We start from the raw sequence: 14,723 nt of genomic DNA on the forward strand, positions 1-14,723 counted from the left end.
GGGGCGCCGGGCAGCAGCGCGGCGCGCGGGTCGGCCAGCCAGCGCTGGGCCAGGGCGAGCAGCGCCGCCCGGGGGCGGGATCCGCCGGGGGCCGGCGGCGGGCCCAGACCCCGGGTGCGGGCCGCGGCCTCGGCCAGCAGGTCGACCGGCACCGCCAGGACGACGGCGAGCCAGCCGAGCCAGAACTCGCCGGGCACGCGCAGCTGCCGCTCCCACCGCGACACCTCGTGCCGGCTGAGCGTCGGCACGCCCGAGGCCGCGCAGAGTTCGCCGGCGATCCGCAGCTGGCTCCAGCCGCGGGCCAGCCGGAGCTGGGCGAGCAGCGGCCCGAGCAGCTGCGGGCCGGGCGGCGGGGGCGGCGTCATCGGTCCTCCGGGCGGGGTGTCGGCGCGGGGCGGCGCGGGCCCCGGAACGGGACCGGTGCGCCACCGGTGGATGCTGACCCCCGCGCGTGCCCCCGGTGGCCGGCCCTCGGCCGGCCCACCCCGCGCAACCACATGACTACTCCGGGGGTACGACGCTTTCCGGCCCCCTGCGGCCCGCTCCGGCCGGCGGCGGGGCCGCCACCGGATTCTCCGGTCGTGCGGCCCTGCGTCCGTCAGGATGGGAAGGCCTGGGTCCGTGGGGCCCGGACCGCTAGAGTCGTGGCGTGGCGCTCGGTCTTCCATCGGTCCTCCCCAATCCGCAGCCGGCGATCGGGGAGCTGATCCGCGAGCGCCAGCCGACCTTCTCCTTCGAGTTCTTCCCACCGAAGACCGCGCAGGGCGAGCGGCTGCTGTGGCAGGCGATCCGCGAGCTCGAGTCGCTCCGTCCGTCGTTCGTCTCGATCACCTACGGCGCGGGCGGGTCGACCCGCGACACCACCGTCGCTGTCACCGAGCGGATCGCCACCGAGACCACCCTGCTGCCGATGGCCCACCTGACCGCGGTCAACCACTCCGTGGCCGAGCTGCGGCACGTCATCGGCCGGCTCGCCGGGGTCGGGGTGCGCAACGTGCTCGCCGTGCGGGGCGACCCGCCGGGCGACCCGGGCGGCGACTGGGTCCGTCACCCCGAGGGCGTGCTCTACGCCGAGGACCTCGTCCGCCTGGTGCGCGACGCGGGCGACTTCAGCGTCGGGGTGGCGGCCTTCCCCTACAAGCACCCGCGCTCGTCGGACGTGGCCAGCGACACGGAGCACTTCGTGCGCAAGTGCCGGGCCGGCGCCGAATTCGCGATCACCCAGATGTTCTTCGACGCCGACGACTACCTGCGGCTGCGCGACCGGGTCGCCGCCGCCGGCTGCGACACCCCGATCCTGGCCGGCGTGATGCCGGTGACCCAGATCGGCACCATCGAGCGCTCCACGCAGCTCTCGGGGGCGCCCTTCCCGCCGGCCCTGGCCGAGCAGTTCGCGCGGGTCGCCGACGACCCGGAGGCGGTACGCCGGCTCGGCGTCGAACAGGCCAGTGAGATGTGCCGGCGGCTGCTCGACGAGGGCGTGCCGGGCATCCACTTCATCACCCTCAACCGCTCCACCGCCACCCGCGAGGTCTGGCAGAACCTCCAGGTGGGCTCGCGGGTGTGACCCCGCTGCCGCGACACCTGAGCGACGGTGCGACGGTTGTTCCGTGGTGGGCACACAGCTGAACTGGGACGAGTACGCCACGGCCTGGGCGCGGTTGCACGGGGGCTTCGACCCCCGGGCGGCGGCCCCGGTCGTCCGCGCCTGGCTGCGCTTCGCCTACCACGTCGGCTTCGTGCTGGGTCGGCTGCGGGTCGGCCCGACCGCCGTGACGGTCGTCGGGACGCTGCTCTGCGCCTGCGTCCCGCTGTTCGCCGTACGGCCGCAGGACGGCCCCTTCCTCGCGGCGCTGTTCGTGCTGCTCGCCGCGGTGGCGGACAGCGTGGACGGCGCGGTGGCGGTGGCCACGAACCGGACCACCCGGCTCGGCTACGTCTACGACTCGCTGGCCGACCGGCTCGGCGAGGTCGCCTGGCTGGCCGCGTTCTGGCTGATCGGCGCGCCGGGGGTGCTCGTCGTGGCCGGCGGCGCGCTCTCCTGGCTGCACGAGTACGTCCGCGCCCGGGCGGTCTCCGCCGGGATGCGGGAGATCGGCGCGGTGACCGTGGGGGAGCGGCCCACCCGGGTCTCGGTGGCGCTGGTCGGGTTGCTGCTGGCCGGGCTGACCGGGCTGATCGAGCCGGACCTGGCGGCCGGCACCATCACGATGGCGACCGCCGTCTGGGTGCTGCTGGCCGGGTTCGGTCTCGGCCAGCTCCTCTCCGCCGTCCGCCGCGCCCTGATCGACGCCGGCTGACCGCGCGCCGACGGGTGCGGCAGGGCCGACCGGACCAGCGGGGCGCTCCCTACCAGGCGGGGCCGATCTCGTCGGCGACGATCTGGGCGGAGAGGGTCACCATCGGCAGGCCACCGCCCGGGTGGCTGGAGCCGCCGACCAGCCACAGCCCGTGGACCGGCCCCCGGTTGGCCGGGCGCAGCAGGCCGCCGGCGGTGCCGTAGATCGACCCGCCGGGCGCCCCGGTCGCGGCGTGCAGGTCGGCCGGGGTGCGGACCTCCCGGAACACCACCCGGTCCCGCACGTCGGCGCCGCGCGCGGCCAGCACGTCGAGGACCCGGTCGGCGTACGCCTCGGCGAGGCCCGGCCGGCGCCAGTCGACGGCACCGGTGGCGGTGCCGTGCCGGGGGGCGTTGACCAGCACGAACCATGCCTCGTGGCCGGCCGGCCGGACCGCCGGGTCGTCGGCCACGGTGACGAAGACGGTGGGATCGGCCGCCGGCCTGGCCCGCACGCCGCGCCCCGGGTGACCGAAGACCGCGTCGAACTCGGCGTCGTAGTCGCGGGGGAAGAACACGTTGTGGTGCGCCAGCCCCGAGTTCCCGGCGACGCCGAGCAGCAGCACGAACCCGGCCAGGCTGCGGTCGGTCAGCCCGGCCAGCCGGCGCGGGCTGGGCAGCAGGTCCCGGTAGAGGGTCAGCGCGTCGACGTTGGCCACCACCACGTCGGCGGGGACCGGCGCGGTGACGCCGCGCAGGCGTACGCCGTGCACCCGGCCGCCCGCGGCGTCGATCCGGGTGACGGTGGCGCCGGTCCGCACGACGACGCCGAGGTCCTGGCAGCGGGTCAGCAGCGCGTCGGCGAGCGTGCCCAGCCCGCCGCGCAGGTACCAGCCGCCGAAGGCCAGCTCGGCGTAGGGCACGGCGACCAGCGCGGCCGGCGCCCGGCGCGGGTCCGCGCCGGTGTAGGTGGCGTACCGGTCGAGCAGCATCCGCAGCCGGGGGTCGGAGAGGTGCCGCCGGCCCAGGCCGCGCAGCGTCCGGCCGGGGCCGATGGCTGCCAGGTCGCCCAGCCGCCAGGCCAGCGCGGCCAGGTCCAGCGGCGAGTCGATCGGGCGGCGCAGGATGTCCCGGTGCGACGCCTGCCACACCCGCGCGGCCCGGCGCCACAGCCGCTGCCAGTCCGCCGCGGCGCGGTCGCCGAACGCCGCGCCGATCCGGGCGGCGAACGCGGCCGGGTCGGCGCACGAGTCGAGGGTCGGGCCGCCGCCGGGGAAGACGTGCCGCACGATCGGGTCCACCGGCGTCAGGTCCAGGTACTCGTCGAGCTTCGCGCCGGTCGCCTCGAACAGGTCGTGGAAGACGTCCGGCAGGGTGAGCAGGCTCGGTCCGGTGTCGAAGTGGAACGGGCCCGCCGGGGTGTCGTGAAGGTACCGGCCGAGCTTGCCGCCGACGGTGTCCGCGCGTTCGAGCACGGTGACCTGGTGTCCGGTGGCGGCCAGCCGGGCGGCGGTGGCCAGCCCCCCGACCCCGGCGCCGACTACCACGATCCGCGCCATGGCGCGCCTCCTAGCTGACGGGGCGGCCGCGCCAGGACAGGCGACGCCGCTTTCGCAGATGGTACGACCGCAGGGTCAGCCAACCGAGGACCACGACCGACACGGGGTGTGCCAGCGCGTCGGGCCACCACCGGCCGCCGGTCGCCCGGGCGCTGACCGCCCGTCCGGCCACCCCGAGCAGGTAGGCGGCCAGGGCCGCGGCGGCCACCGTCGGCGCGCCGGCGGCCAGGGCGGCCACCGCCAGCAGCGGGGGAGCGGTGTAGAGCAGGAGCAGCAGCGCGACCACCGCGGCTGCCGCGCCCGGGTGGCCGAACGTCGCCCAGAGCGACTTCGAGTAGCCGTCGCGCAGCTGCGGCCAGTTCTCGTACATCCGGCAGGCGGCCAGCCGCGAGCCGTCGGCGAGGGCGATCCGGCCGCCGGCCCGCTTGACCGCGCGGGCCAGTTCGACGTCCTCCAGGACCTTCCCGGCGACCGCGGCGTGCCCGCCGGCCGCGTCGTAGCCGGCGCGGTCCACCACCAGGAACTGCCCGCCGGCGGCGGCCAGCGACGGCCGCCGCGAGCGCTCCATCGCCCGCAGCGGCAGGAAGGTCAGCCACAACCACTGCAACAGCGGCTGGACCAGCCGGTCGGCCGCCGTCGCCACCAGGATCCGGGGGTACGGCGACAGCAGCGTCACCCGCGCGGCACGCAGCTCGGTAACCGCCACCGCGACCGCGTCCGGGGCGAGCACCACGTCGGCGTCGACGAAGACCAGGGCGGTCGCCGCCGGGTCGGCCCGGGTGGCCAGCTGCCAGCAGGCGTGCGGCTTGCCCAGCCAGCCCGGCGGCGGGGCGACCCCGTCGAGCAGGACGACGCGGGGGTCGTCGCCGGCCACGGCGCGGACCACGTCCGCGGTGCCGTCGGTCGATCCGTCGTCGAGCACCACCACCCGCAGCCCCGGCACGCCCCGCTGGGCGAGCAGCCCGCGCAGGCACGGGGTGACCCGTCCGGCCTCGTCGCGCAGCGGCAGCAGCACGGCCACCGGCTCGGTGAGCGTCGGCGGCCGGTCGGCCGGGCGGCGCAGCCAGCGGCCGGCGTTGACCAGGGTGTGCGCGGTCAGCGCGGCCACGCCGAGCAGCAGCGCGAGGGCGGCGGTCATGCCGGCGCGTCGACGCCGGGGCGCTGCGGCCGGCGGGGCCGGTGCCGGTCGCCGCGGCGGGCGCGGAGCAGCGTGACCGCCAGCGGCACGGCGGCCACCGACATGCCGGCCGCGCCCCAGAGCGCCGAGGCGGGCAGGTCGAGGAAGACCGCGTGGGCCAGCACGCTGGAGAAGTACGTCCACAGCCAGAGCGCGAACATCGGGTGGTCCCGCTCGTCGGTGCCGGTCACGGCGGGCCCGGCCAGCGGGCGCAGCGCGCTCATCATCAGCACGGCGAAGAGCAGCCAGCCCAGGTAGTTGCTCACCGGGATGCCGGGCAGGCCGGGCAGCGCGGGGGTGGCGTCCCGCCAGACCCAGTAGCCCTCGGCCACCATCTGCGGGTCGAGGAAGAGGTCCCAGGCGGCCAGCCCGACGGCGGCCAGCGCGATCCGTCGGACGGGGAACCGGTCGCCCCGGCGCCCCGGCCGGCCCCCGTCGCCGGTCAGCCGGGTGGCGGCCAGCCAGGCCGGCCAGGCCATCCAGGTCCAGGCCAGCGGGATGATCAGCGGCACCCCGGCCAGCTTCGGTCCGAGTTCGCCGGAGTAGTCGTAGCTGCCGAACGGGAAACCGGTGGCCACGCCGAGCGCCTCGATGGCGAACCCGCCGAGCGTGGCCACCGCGACCAGCGCCGCCGCCGTACGGGGACCCCGGCTGAGCAGCGCGTGGCCGACCGAGAGCAGGTAGCCGAGCACGACGGTGGCGACGGTCAGCCGGGCCCGGGTCTGCCCGGTGGTCAGCGGGTAGCAGATCTGCGCCAGCACCAGCACGGCCAGCAGCGCCCAGGACAGCCGTCGGGTCACGGGGCGGCCCGGTCGGGCGGGGCGGGCGCCGGGGGCTTTAGCGGCAGGTCCCGGCCGAGCACGCCGAACGGGCGCTCGTCGCCGGGGAAGTGGAAGTCACGCAGGACGTCGACGAAGCCGAACCGGCGGTACAGCCGCCAGGCCCGGGACCGCTGCTCGTCGGCCTCCGGGGTGGAGAGCAGCGTGGTGGTCCCCTCGGCCAGGCTGAGCAGCGCCCGCAGCTGCCCCGCGCCCAGGCCGTGCCCCTGCGCGGCGGGCCGGACGTGCAGCTCGACCACCTCGAAGCAGCGGGTCAGCCAGCGCTGCCGGGCCGGCGTGTCCAGCGCCCGCCAGACCTGGTCGTGCCACCACTGCCCGGACGAGCCCAGGTATCCGTAGCCGAAGCCGGCCAGACGGCCCTCGCTGCTGAGGCTGGCGACGGCGCGGAAACCGGGTCGGCGGGCGTGGGTGGCGATGTAGCCGCGTCGGGCCTCCAGCAGCTCCGTGCGGTACCCCATCGCCTCGCCGTAGACGGCCACCACGTCGTCCAGCCGTCGGACGAGATCGTCCGGCGTCCACCGCACCAACCTCATGCCCGTGCACCCTCCGCCGTTCCCGGACCGCCTTCCGCGACCCACCCCAGCACCGCCCGGTCGCCGGCCACGTCGCGCACCTCGAACCGCGCGAAGAGTTCCTCCGCGTACCACCCCTCGGTGGGGGTCCGCATGATCGCGACGCGGTGCTCCGGGTGACGGTACGCGAACGCCACGAGGTCCGCGGGGTCGCGCCACACGCTCACCGTGCCCTGCCAGCCGAGCGGGGCCTCGCCGACGCCGAACCGGGCCAGCAGGCCGGGCGCGGCGTGCAGCGCGGCGGCGACCGGGGGGATCGCCCGCCAGAAGGTGGCCGCCCGCCGGGGCCGCAGCCGGGCCCGGGTCAGCGCCAGCACCGGGCCGGTGACCCGGCCGCCGGGCGGCTCCCCGAACGGCCGCCGCCCCGACCACTCGCCCCGGCTGCTCAGCGGGCGCAGGTCGACCCGGGCGGTCGCGCGGGCGATCCGCGCCCAGGCGCGCCCCACCGACGAGTCGTCGAAGCCGGCGGCCGCGGCCGGGGAGTCCCACACAGTCAGCGCCGCCCACCGGGTCAGGTCGGCGTCGCCCGGCCCGAAGCCGGTGCCGGTCCCGGTGCCGAGCAGCTTGCCGAACCGCACGCCGGGCAGGGCGCGCAGCCGACGGGGATCGAGCGCCATCCGGGTCAGCGCCCGGGGCAGCGCGGCCCGGGAGGTGCGCCACACGTGCAGGGTGACCAGTTCCGGGACGCTGTCGGGCCCCGCGGTCCGCCGGTTCCGCCCGCTCACGCCACCCCGGCCGGGGTGGCGGCGGCCCGCGGCAGCTCCGGGTGCGCGGTGGGGAGGGCCGCCCGCGGGGCGCCGGGGCCGTCCGGGGCGCCGACGGCGCCGGGCACGTGCTGCGCCGCTCGTACGTTCGGGTGTGGCTGCATGCCGCCATTCTTCCCGGTACGCCGGCCGCCGGCTCGACCGGCCGTGCGCGTCGCGCCCCGACACGGGGGACACGGGGCCGACGTACGGGTCGTCCCGCACGGGGGAGCCACCGGCGTCGACCGGCCGCGGCGCGGCCACACGTTGCGTTTTCGTCGGAGGGAGGGTGTACTGTCAGCAGTAGTTAGAACGAGTGTTCGATTGCCTCGAACGCCCGTTCCAACGGTACGGAGCGGTGTTTCGCGGCACCGGCTCCGGGCGGTGCGGCTCCGCGGGCCGCACCTGGGTTCCGGGCAGTCGCGAGTCCGGGCCCGTCAGGCAGGAGCGTCGCCCGCCGCCCACGACCCCCGGGCGGCGGGCGACGAACCCGCCGGTACGCCGGCCGGGTGTGGTGTGGGGAAGCGTCCACACCCGGCCGGCCACCACACCGGTGCGTCTTCCTCCGCACCACTCGACCCGGCGTCCCGCCGGCGGCCCCAGGCCGTCCGGGCGTCGCCTCGGCCACGTGGAGGAGACAGTCCATGCCGACCAACCCGGCTCAGGCACCGACGGTGCCGGCGCACGTGCTGCCGCACCGCACCCCCGCCCAGCTTCTCGCGGTGGCCCGGCACGGGCTGGCCGAGGCCGCCCAGACCCGTCCCGACGGCCTTCGCTACGCCGCCGCCCACCTGGCCGCGCTCCGGGCGGCCGCGGCCGTGCTCGCCGCCCGGGCGCGTCCCGCCCCCACCCGACGCAACCGGATCACCAGTGTCTGGGTCCTGCTCACCGGCGTCGCCCCCGAGCTCGACGAGTGGGCCCGGTTCTTCGCGGTCGGCGCCGGCAAGCGGGCCGCCGCCGAGGCCGGCATCCCGCGCGTCGTGACCGCCCGGGAGGCCGACGACCTCCTGCGCGCCGCCGAACAGTTCGTCACGGTGGTGGAGAGTTCGCTCGGCCTGGCCCACCAACCGGCGCTCGACGGCCTCGCCGCCTGACCCGCGCGCCCCGGCCGTCCGGCGGAGGCCGGGCGCCGGGGCGGCACGCGCACGTCCGATCCGACAGCACGACGGGGGGTAGGTCCGATGGCGGGCCGGATGGTGGTCGGTTCCGCCGCGCTGGCCGGTCTGGTGCGCCCGGCGAGCGCTCCCGATCCGGCGGGCGGCCACCGGATGCTGCCGGTGGCCCCGGAGCTGACCGGGCTGCTGCCCAACCGGGGGCTGCGGCGCGGCAGCACGATCGCGGTCGCCACCGGCCAACCCCGGCGCAGCGGCGGCACCTCGCTGGTCCTGGCGCTGCTCGCCGAGGCGTCCCGGGCCGGTTCGTGGTGCGCCGTGGTCGGGGTCCCGACGTTCGGGGCGGGCGCCGCCGCCGAGTTGGGCATCGCCCTCGACCGGCTCGCCCTGGTGCCCCATCCCGGCCCGGAGTGGGCGACCGTCATCGCCGCGCTGATCGACGGGGTGGACGTCGTGGTGACCGCGGTGCCGGCGGCGGTCTCCGCCTCGGTCGCCAACCGGCTGGCCGCCCGGGCCCGGCAGCGCGGCAGCGTCCTCGTGCCGTACGGGCGGTGGGAGGGCGCGGACGTGACCCTCCAGGTGGTCCGGGGCGCCTGGGAGGGGCTCGGGTCGGGCCGGGGCCGGCTGCGCCGGCGCGAGGTCACCGTCTCCGCGCGCGGTCGCGGGGCCGCCGCCCGCCCCAAGGAGATCAAGCTCTGGCTGCCCGGCGAGGGGCTCACCCGGGTCATTCCCCGCTCCGCCCCCGTCGCCGCCTCCGCCACCGGCCGGTCGACCGCCGGCCGGCTCCGCCCGCTCCCGCGGGCGGTCGCCGCCGCGTCCACCGGCCCGTCCCGGCACGGCGCGCTCACCCTGGTCGGTCCGGGGTGAGCGGCGCGCCGGTGCGGACCCTGCTGCTCTGGTGCCCGGACTGGCCGGTGCTCGCCGCGGAGATCGTCGACGGGGTGCCCGCCACCGACCCGGTCGCCGTGCTGCACGCCAACCGGGTGGTCGCCTGCTCCGAACGGGCCCGTGCCGAGGGGGTGCGCCGAGGGCTGCGCAAACGTGAGGCGCAGGGGCGCTGCGCGCAGCTCGCCGTCGTCGAGTACGACCCCGGGCGGGACGCCCGGGCGTTCGAACCGGTGGTCGCCGCCGTCGAGGAACTGGTCGCCGGTGTCGAGGTGGTACGCCCCGGCGCCTGCGCGGTGGCGGCCCGGGGCCCGAGCCGCCACCTCGGTGGCGAGGAGGCGGCCGCCGAGCGGATCGTCGAGCACGTCGCCCAGGCATGCGCGGTGGAGAGCCAGGTCGGCATCGCCGACGGGGTCTTCGCCGCCGGCCTGGCCGCCCGCGACGGACGGGTCGTCCCGCCGGGTGGGAGCCCGGGCTTCCTCGCCGGCCTGCCCGTCGAGGCACTCGGCCGCCCGGCCCTGGCCGACCTGCTGCGCCGGCTCGGCGTACGCACCCTGGGCGACTTCGCCGGGCTGCCCGCCGGTGACGTGCTGGCCCGGTTCGGCTTCGACGGCGCGCTGGCCCACCGGCTGGCGGCCGGGCGCGACCACCGTCCGCTCGCGGTCCGGCGGCCCCCGGCCGACCTCGCGGTCACCGCCGAGCACGACGAGCCGCTCGACCGGGTCGACGCGGCGGCCTTCGCCGCCCGGGCACTGGCCGAGCGGCTGCACGACCGGCTCGCGGCGCACGGGCTGGCCTGCACCCGTCTCGGCATCGAGGCGGTCACCGCGCACGGCCAGGAACTGCACCGGGTGTGGCGGCACGACGGGCTGCTCACCGCCGCCGCCATCGCCGACCGGGTGCGCTGGCAGCTCGACGGCTGGCTCTCCGGCAGCACCGGCCGGGGCGGCGCGCGCCCCACCCGGCCGACGGCGGGCATCATCCGGCTGCGGCTGATCCCCGACGGGGTGATCGCCCGCGGCGGCCTGCAACCCGGCCTGTGGGGGGAGACCGGCGAGGAGCGGGAGCGGGCGCACCGGGCGTTGAGCCGGGTGCAGGGCATCCTCGGTCCCGAGGCGGTGGTGACCGCGGTGCTCGGCGGCGGCCGCTCCCCGGCCGACCAGGTGCGCCTGGTGCCGTGGGGGGACGAACGCCGGCCGACCCGGCCCGGCGCGCCGCCGTGGCCGGGTCGGCTGCCGCCGCCGGCGCCGGCGGTGGTGCTGCCCGAACCGCTCGCCGCGACCGTGCACGACGCCGCCGGCGAACCGGTCGCGGTCAGCGCGCGGCTCCAGGTCAGCGCCGCGCCGGCCCGGTTGGCCGTGGGCGCCGCCCGGCCGGCCGAGATCACCGGCTGGGCCGGTCCGTGGCCGGTCGACGAGCGCTGGTGGGCGCCGGCCGAGGCCCGGCGCCGGGCCCGTTTCCAGGTCTGCCTGGCCGACGGTACGGCCCTGCTGCTCGCGGTCGAGGCCGGGCGGTGGCTGGTGGAGGCGATCTATGACTGAACGCTCGGTCACCGGCCGGTGCCCGCCCCGCCCCCGTCGCCCCGCTCGGCCCGACGCCCCGCCCGCCGGTCGGCCGGCGCCGCCGAGCTGCCCCGTCCGGGGGGCCGCCGGGCGCCGGCTCCCGGCTCTCGCGGAGTTCCGGCCCCTCCCGGGGCAGGAACCGGCCAAGAACACTCCGGCTCCGCGCCCGGAGAGGCTCGGATGAGCTTCCACAACCCGAAGCAGCCCTGGTCGGAGCTGGAGCGCGTGCTCTCCGGCCGAGGATCCGGCAACCGCCGAGCGGGCCCGGAGAAGCCGGGCGGGGGCGCGGGTGCGACAGGCGAGGGCCGGCCGGGTGCGGGCCGGTCGGGCGAATGGTCGCCTGCGGGCGCGGGGGGGCCGGATGGGGACCGGGCCGGCGCGGGCGTGCCGGGGGAGGGGCGCGCCGGTGGGCAGGACGGCCGGGCGCGCGACGGGCGGCACCTGCACGTGGTGGACCCGCTGGCCGTGGACGGCGACGGTGGCGACTCTCCCGCCTGGAGCCGCCGGCGGGAGCGGTACCGGCCGCCCGAGGTGGGCCGCCCCGGCGACGCGGTGCCGTACGCCGAGCTGCACGCGCACACCAACTTCAGCTTCCTCGACGGCGCCAGCCATCCCGAGGAGCTGGCCGAGGAGGCGGCCCGGCTGGGCCTCACCGCGCTCGCCGTCACCGACCACGACGGCTTCTACGGGGTGGTGCGCTTCGCCGAGGCGGCCCGCGCGCTGCACCTGCCGACGATCTTCGGCGCCGAACTCTCCCTGGACCTGCCCGGCCCGCAGAACGGCGAGCCCGACCCGCTCGGGCGGCACCTGCTGCTGCTCGCCCACGGCCACGAGGGGTACGCCCGGCTGGCCTCGACGATCTCCCGCGCCCAGCTGCGCGGCGGGGAGAAGGGCCGCCCGGTCTACGGCGGGCTGGAGGAGCTCGCCGCCGAGCTGCGCGACCACGTGCTGGTGCTCACCGGCTGCCGCAAGGGCCACGTGCCGGCGGCGCTGCTCACCGAGGGGGTCGACGCGGCGGCCCGCGAACTGGACCGGCTGACCGCCCTGTTCGGCGCGGAGACGGTGGCGGTGGAGCTGACCGACCACGGGCATCCGGTCGACGCCGACCGGAACGACGCGCTCGCCGAGTTGGCGGCCTCCGCCGGGCTGCCCACGGTGGCCACCAACAACGTGCACTACGCCACCCCGGGCCGCCGCCGGCTGGCCACCACGGTCGCCGCCGTCCGGGCCCGGCGCAGCCTGGACGAGATCGACGGCTGGCTGCCCGCCGCCGGCACCGCCCACCTGCGCGGCGGTGCCGAGATGGCGGCCCGGTTCGCCGCGTACCCGGGTGCGGTGGCCCGGGCCGCCGAGTTCGGCGCCGAGCTCGCCTTCGACCTCCAGCTCGTCGCCCCGCGACTGCCGGTGTACCCGGTGCCGCCCGGGCACACCGAGATGAGCTGGCTGCGCCACCTGACGGAGCAGGGGGCACGGGAGCGCTACGGCCCCCGCCAGGCGCACCCGAGGGCGTACGCGCAGCTCGACCACGAGCTGAACATGATCGAGGAGCTGGGCTTCCCCGGCTACTTCCTGGTGGTCTACGACATCGTCACGTTCTGCCGGGAGCAGGACATCTACTGCCAGGGCCGGGGCTCGGCGGCCAACTCGGCGGTCTGCTACGCGCTGCGGATCACCAACGTGGACGCCGTCCGGCACCGGCTGCTCTTCGAGCGCTTCCTCGCCCCGGAACGCGACGGCCCGCCGGACATCGACGTCGACATCGAGTCCGACCGGCGGGAGGAGGTGATCCAGCACGTCTACGCCCGGTACGGCCGGGAGCACACCGCCCAAGTCGCCAACGTCATCTCCTACCGGCCCCGCTCGGCGGTGCGGGACGTGGCCAAGGCGTTCGGGTTCTCGCCCGGGCAGCAGGACGCCTGGAGCAAGCAGATCGACCGCTGGGGGGCGGTCGCCACGGTCGACGTGGCGGACATCCCCGAGCAGGTCGTCACGTACGCCAACGAGTTGCAGACGTTCCCCCGCCACCTGGGCATCCACTCCGGCGGCATGGTGATCTGCGACCGGCCGGTGATCGAGGTGTGCCCGGTGGAGTGGGGGCGGATGCCCGGACGCAGCGTGCTCCAGTGGGACAAGGACGACTGCGCCGCCGTCGGCCTGGTCAAGTTCGACCTGCTCGGGCTCGGCATGCTCTCCGCGCTGCACTACGGCTACGACATGATCGGGATGAGCCTGGATCTCGGCGACATGACGCTGGACGACCCCGAGGTCTACGACATGCTCTGCCGGGCCGACTCGGTCGGGGTGTTCCAGGTGGAGAGCCGCGCCCAGATGGCCACCCTGCCCCGGCTGCGGCCCCGCGAGTTCTACGACCTGGTGGTCGAGGTGGCGCTGATCCGGCCCGGCCCGATCCAGGGCGGCTCGGTGCACCCGTACATCCGGCGCAAGAACGGCCAGGAGCCGGTGACCTACCCGCACCCGCTGATGCGCAACGCGCTGGAGAAGACCCTCGGCGTGCCGCTGTTCCAGGAGCAGCTGATGCAGCTCGCCATCGACCTGGCCGGCTTCGACGCCGCCGGGGCCGACCAGCTGCGCCGGGCGATGGGCGCCAAGCGCTCCGCCGAGCGGATGGCCCGCATCGCCGACCGGCTCCACGCGGGCATGGCCGAGCGGGGCATCACCGGCGAGCTGGCCGACGACGTCTACCGCAAGCTCTCCGCGTTCGCCAGCTACGGCTTCCCGGAGAGCCACGCGATGAGCTTCGCCTACCTGGTCTACGCCAGCTCCTGGCTCAAGCGCTACCACCCGGGGCCGTTCCTGGCCGCCCTGCTCAACGCCCAGCCGATGGGCTTCTACTCGCCGCAGACGCTGGTCGACGACGCCCGCCGGCACGGGGTGGAGGTGCGCCGGCCGGACATCAACGCCAGCGGCGCTCTTGCGGTGCTGGAGTCCACCCCACGGACCCGTTGGGGCAGCGCGCCGGGGGAGCCGCCGCACGCCTGGGGGTTGGACGGGCCGGCCGTCCGGCTCGGGCTCTCCGGCGTGCGTACCCTCGGCGACGGGGTGGCCGAGGGGATCGAGGCGGAGCGGGCGGCGCACGGGCCGTACCGCGACATGCCGGACCTGGCCCGGCGCGTGGGTCTCACCGCCGCGCAGCTGGAGGCGCTGGCCACCGCGGACGCCTTCGCGTGTTTCGGGCTGTCCCGGCGGCAGGCCCTCTGGGCCGCGGGCGCGGCGGCCCAGGACCGGCCGGGTCGCCTGCCGGGCACGGTGACCGGCGCGTCCGCGCCCACCCTGCCCGGCATGGAGGCGGTGGACCGGCTGGTCGCCGACGTCTGGGCGACCGGGCTGTCACCGGAGAGCCACCCGGCGCGTTTCCTGCGCCCCCGGCTCGACGCCCTCGGCGCGGTGCCGATCGCCCTGCTCGGCCAGGTGGAGCCGGGGCGGCGGATCCGGGTCGGGGGGATCGTCACGCACCGGCAGCGCCCCGCGACGGCCGGCGGGGTCACCTTCCTCAACCTGGAGGACGAGACGGGGATGCTCAACGTCACCTGCTCCCCGGGGCTCTGGCAGCGCTACCGGCGGATCGCCCGCACCAGCGCGGCGTTGGTGGTGCGGGGCCGGTTGCAGCGGCACGAGGGAGTCACGAATCTCACCGCCGACCGGCTGGACGCCATCGAGCCGCCGGTCAGCCCGGCCTCGCGCGACTTCCGTTGACGGCAGTGATCCACATTACGGTTTTCCGGGCCCGATCCGGGGAGACTCCTGCTCGCGTGGGCAGAGCGGCCCGCGTGAGTACGAGGGAAGGCACCGATGATGGGCAATCACGAACACAGTGGCGGGGTGGCCAACTCCCGGCGGACCCGGCTCAACGCGGGCTGGACCCCGACCCATCACAGCGAGCCGCGCGAATACGAGATCATCGAGGGTCCGGTGGCCAACGCCCTGCGATCGCGCGCCGAGGACGACGGCGCCGCCGGCGAGTCCTGACCGTCCCCG

Annotated in this window: 14 protein-coding genes; 7 read left to right on the plus strand and 7 right to left on the minus strand. The window is 77.1% G+C overall.

Features of this window, described 5'->3' with window-relative positions:
- On the minus strand, window positions 1–365 hold a 365-nt coding region (locus tag V6V16_RS23025), incomplete at its 3' end, for a helix-turn-helix domain-containing protein (RefSeq protein ID WP_334565187.1).
- 284 nt (window positions 366–649) lie between these two features.
- Between V6V16_RS23025 and metF the strand changes: the two genes are divergently transcribed.
- Window positions 650–1,567, plus strand: a complete 918-nt coding sequence (gene metF, locus V6V16_RS23030; RefSeq protein ID WP_334565189.1) for a methylenetetrahydrofolate reductase [NAD(P)H] — start codon at window positions 650–652, stop codon at window positions 1,565–1,567.
- Between the two features lie 43 nt (window positions 1,568–1,610).
- Window positions 1,611–2,300, plus strand: a complete 690-nt coding sequence (locus tag V6V16_RS23035) for a CDP-alcohol phosphatidyltransferase family protein (protein ID WP_334565190.1) — start codon at window positions 1,611–1,613, stop codon at window positions 2,298–2,300.
- 49 nt (window positions 2,301–2,349) lie between these two features.
- Here V6V16_RS23035 and V6V16_RS23040 read toward each other — a convergent pair whose 3' ends face one another.
- From V6V16_RS23040 to V6V16_RS23065, 6 genes are read right to left on the minus strand one after another with little or no spacing between them, the layout of a single operon-like run.
- Window positions 2,350–3,837, minus strand: a complete 1,488-nt coding sequence (locus V6V16_RS23040; protein ID WP_334565192.1) for a phytoene desaturase family protein — start codon at window positions 3,835–3,837, stop codon at window positions 2,350–2,352.
- Between the two features lie 10 nt (window positions 3,838–3,847).
- The gene (locus V6V16_RS23045; protein ID WP_334565193.1) at window positions 3,848–4,975 is read right to left on the minus strand and encodes a glycosyltransferase; all 1,128 of its coding nucleotides are present in this window, start codon (window positions 4,973–4,975) and stop codon (window positions 3,848–3,850) included.
- Complete coding sequence (locus V6V16_RS23050) at window positions 4,972–5,814, minus strand: carotenoid biosynthesis protein (protein WP_334565194.1); 843 nt, start codon at window positions 5,812–5,814, stop codon at window positions 4,972–4,974. Before V6V16_RS23050 ends, V6V16_RS23045 begins: the two co-directional genes overlap by 4 nt.
- On the minus strand, window positions 5,811–6,386 hold the full coding sequence (locus V6V16_RS23055) for a GNAT family N-acetyltransferase (protein ID WP_334565196.1): 576 nt from the start codon (window positions 6,384–6,386) through the stop codon (window positions 5,811–5,813). The genes V6V16_RS23050 and V6V16_RS23055 overlap by 4 nt, the downstream gene beginning before the upstream one ends.
- Window positions 6,383–7,150: a monooxygenase gene (locus tag V6V16_RS23060; protein ID WP_334565198.1), complete on the minus strand. Its 768-nt coding sequence runs from the start codon at window positions 7,148–7,150 to the stop codon at window positions 6,383–6,385. The genes V6V16_RS23055 and V6V16_RS23060 overlap by 4 nt, the downstream gene beginning before the upstream one ends.
- The gene (locus V6V16_RS23065) at window positions 7,147–7,293 is read right to left on the minus strand and encodes a hypothetical protein (protein WP_334565199.1); all 147 of its coding nucleotides are present in this window, start codon (window positions 7,291–7,293) and stop codon (window positions 7,147–7,149) included. Before V6V16_RS23065 ends, V6V16_RS23060 begins: the two co-directional genes overlap by 4 nt.
- A gap of 519 nt (window positions 7,294–7,812) precedes the next feature.
- On the opposite strand from V6V16_RS23065, the gene V6V16_RS23070 reads away from it, so the two are divergent.
- From V6V16_RS23070 to V6V16_RS23090, 5 genes are all read left to right on the plus strand, one after another.
- The gene (locus V6V16_RS23070; RefSeq protein WP_334565201.1) at window positions 7,813–8,262 is read left to right on the plus strand and encodes an SAV_6107 family HEPN domain-containing protein; all 450 of its coding nucleotides are present in this window, start codon (window positions 7,813–7,815) and stop codon (window positions 8,260–8,262) included.
- A gap of 87 nt (window positions 8,263–8,349) precedes the next feature.
- Window positions 8,350–9,147: a hypothetical protein gene (locus V6V16_RS23075; RefSeq protein WP_334565203.1), complete on the plus strand. Its 798-nt coding sequence runs from the start codon at window positions 8,350–8,352 to the stop codon at window positions 9,145–9,147.
- Complete coding sequence (locus V6V16_RS23080; protein ID WP_334565205.1) at window positions 9,144–10,706, plus strand: DNA polymerase Y family protein; 1,563 nt, start codon at window positions 9,144–9,146, stop codon at window positions 10,704–10,706. The genes V6V16_RS23075 and V6V16_RS23080 overlap by 4 nt, the downstream gene beginning before the upstream one ends.
- A 201-nt stretch (window positions 10,707–10,907) precedes the next feature.
- On the plus strand, window positions 10,908–14,441 hold the full coding sequence (locus V6V16_RS23085; RefSeq protein ID WP_442934138.1) for an error-prone DNA polymerase: 3,534 nt from the start codon (window positions 10,908–10,910) through the stop codon (window positions 14,439–14,441).
- Between the two features lie 96 nt (window positions 14,442–14,537).
- The gene (locus tag V6V16_RS23090) at window positions 14,538–14,714 is read left to right on the plus strand and encodes a hypothetical protein (protein ID WP_334565209.1); all 177 of its coding nucleotides are present in this window, start codon (window positions 14,538–14,540) and stop codon (window positions 14,712–14,714) included.
- The last annotated feature ends 9 nt before the right edge of the window (window positions 14,715–14,723 follow it).

The sequence above is a fragment of the Micromonospora sp. CPCC 205561 genome, from assembly GCF_036906775.1.
GTDB lineage: Bacteria > Actinomycetota > Actinomycetes > Mycobacteriales > Micromonosporaceae > Micromonospora.

Coding starts and splice junctions, on each gene's coding strand:
- V6V16_RS23070 (WP_334565201.1), top strand. CDS start 7,813: ATGCCGACCAACCCGGCTCAGGCACCGACGGTGCCGGCGCACGTGCTG.
- V6V16_RS23045 (WP_334565193.1), bottom strand. CDS start 4,975: ATGACCGCCGCCCTCGCGCTGCTGCTCGGCGTGGCCGCGCTGACCGCG.
- V6V16_RS23055 (WP_334565196.1), bottom strand. CDS start 6,386: ATGAGGTTGGTGCGGTGGACGCCGGACGATCTCGTCCGACGGCTGGAC.
- V6V16_RS23075 (WP_334565203.1), top strand. CDS start 8,350: ATGGCGGGCCGGATGGTGGTCGGTTCCGCCGCGCTGGCCGGTCTGGTG.
- V6V16_RS23040 (WP_334565192.1), bottom strand. CDS start 3,837: ATGGCGCGGATCGTGGTAGTCGGCGCCGGGGTCGGGGGGCTGGCCACC.
- V6V16_RS23085 (WP_442934138.1), top strand. CDS start 10,908: ATGAGCTTCCACAACCCGAAGCAGCCCTGGTCGGAGCTGGAGCGCGTG.
- V6V16_RS23090 (WP_334565209.1), top strand. CDS start 14,538: ATGATGGGCAATCACGAACACAGTGGCGGGGTGGCCAACTCCCGGCGG.
- V6V16_RS23065 (WP_334565199.1), bottom strand. CDS start 7,293: ATGCAGCCACACCCGAACGTACGAGCGGCGCAGCACGTGCCCGGCGCC.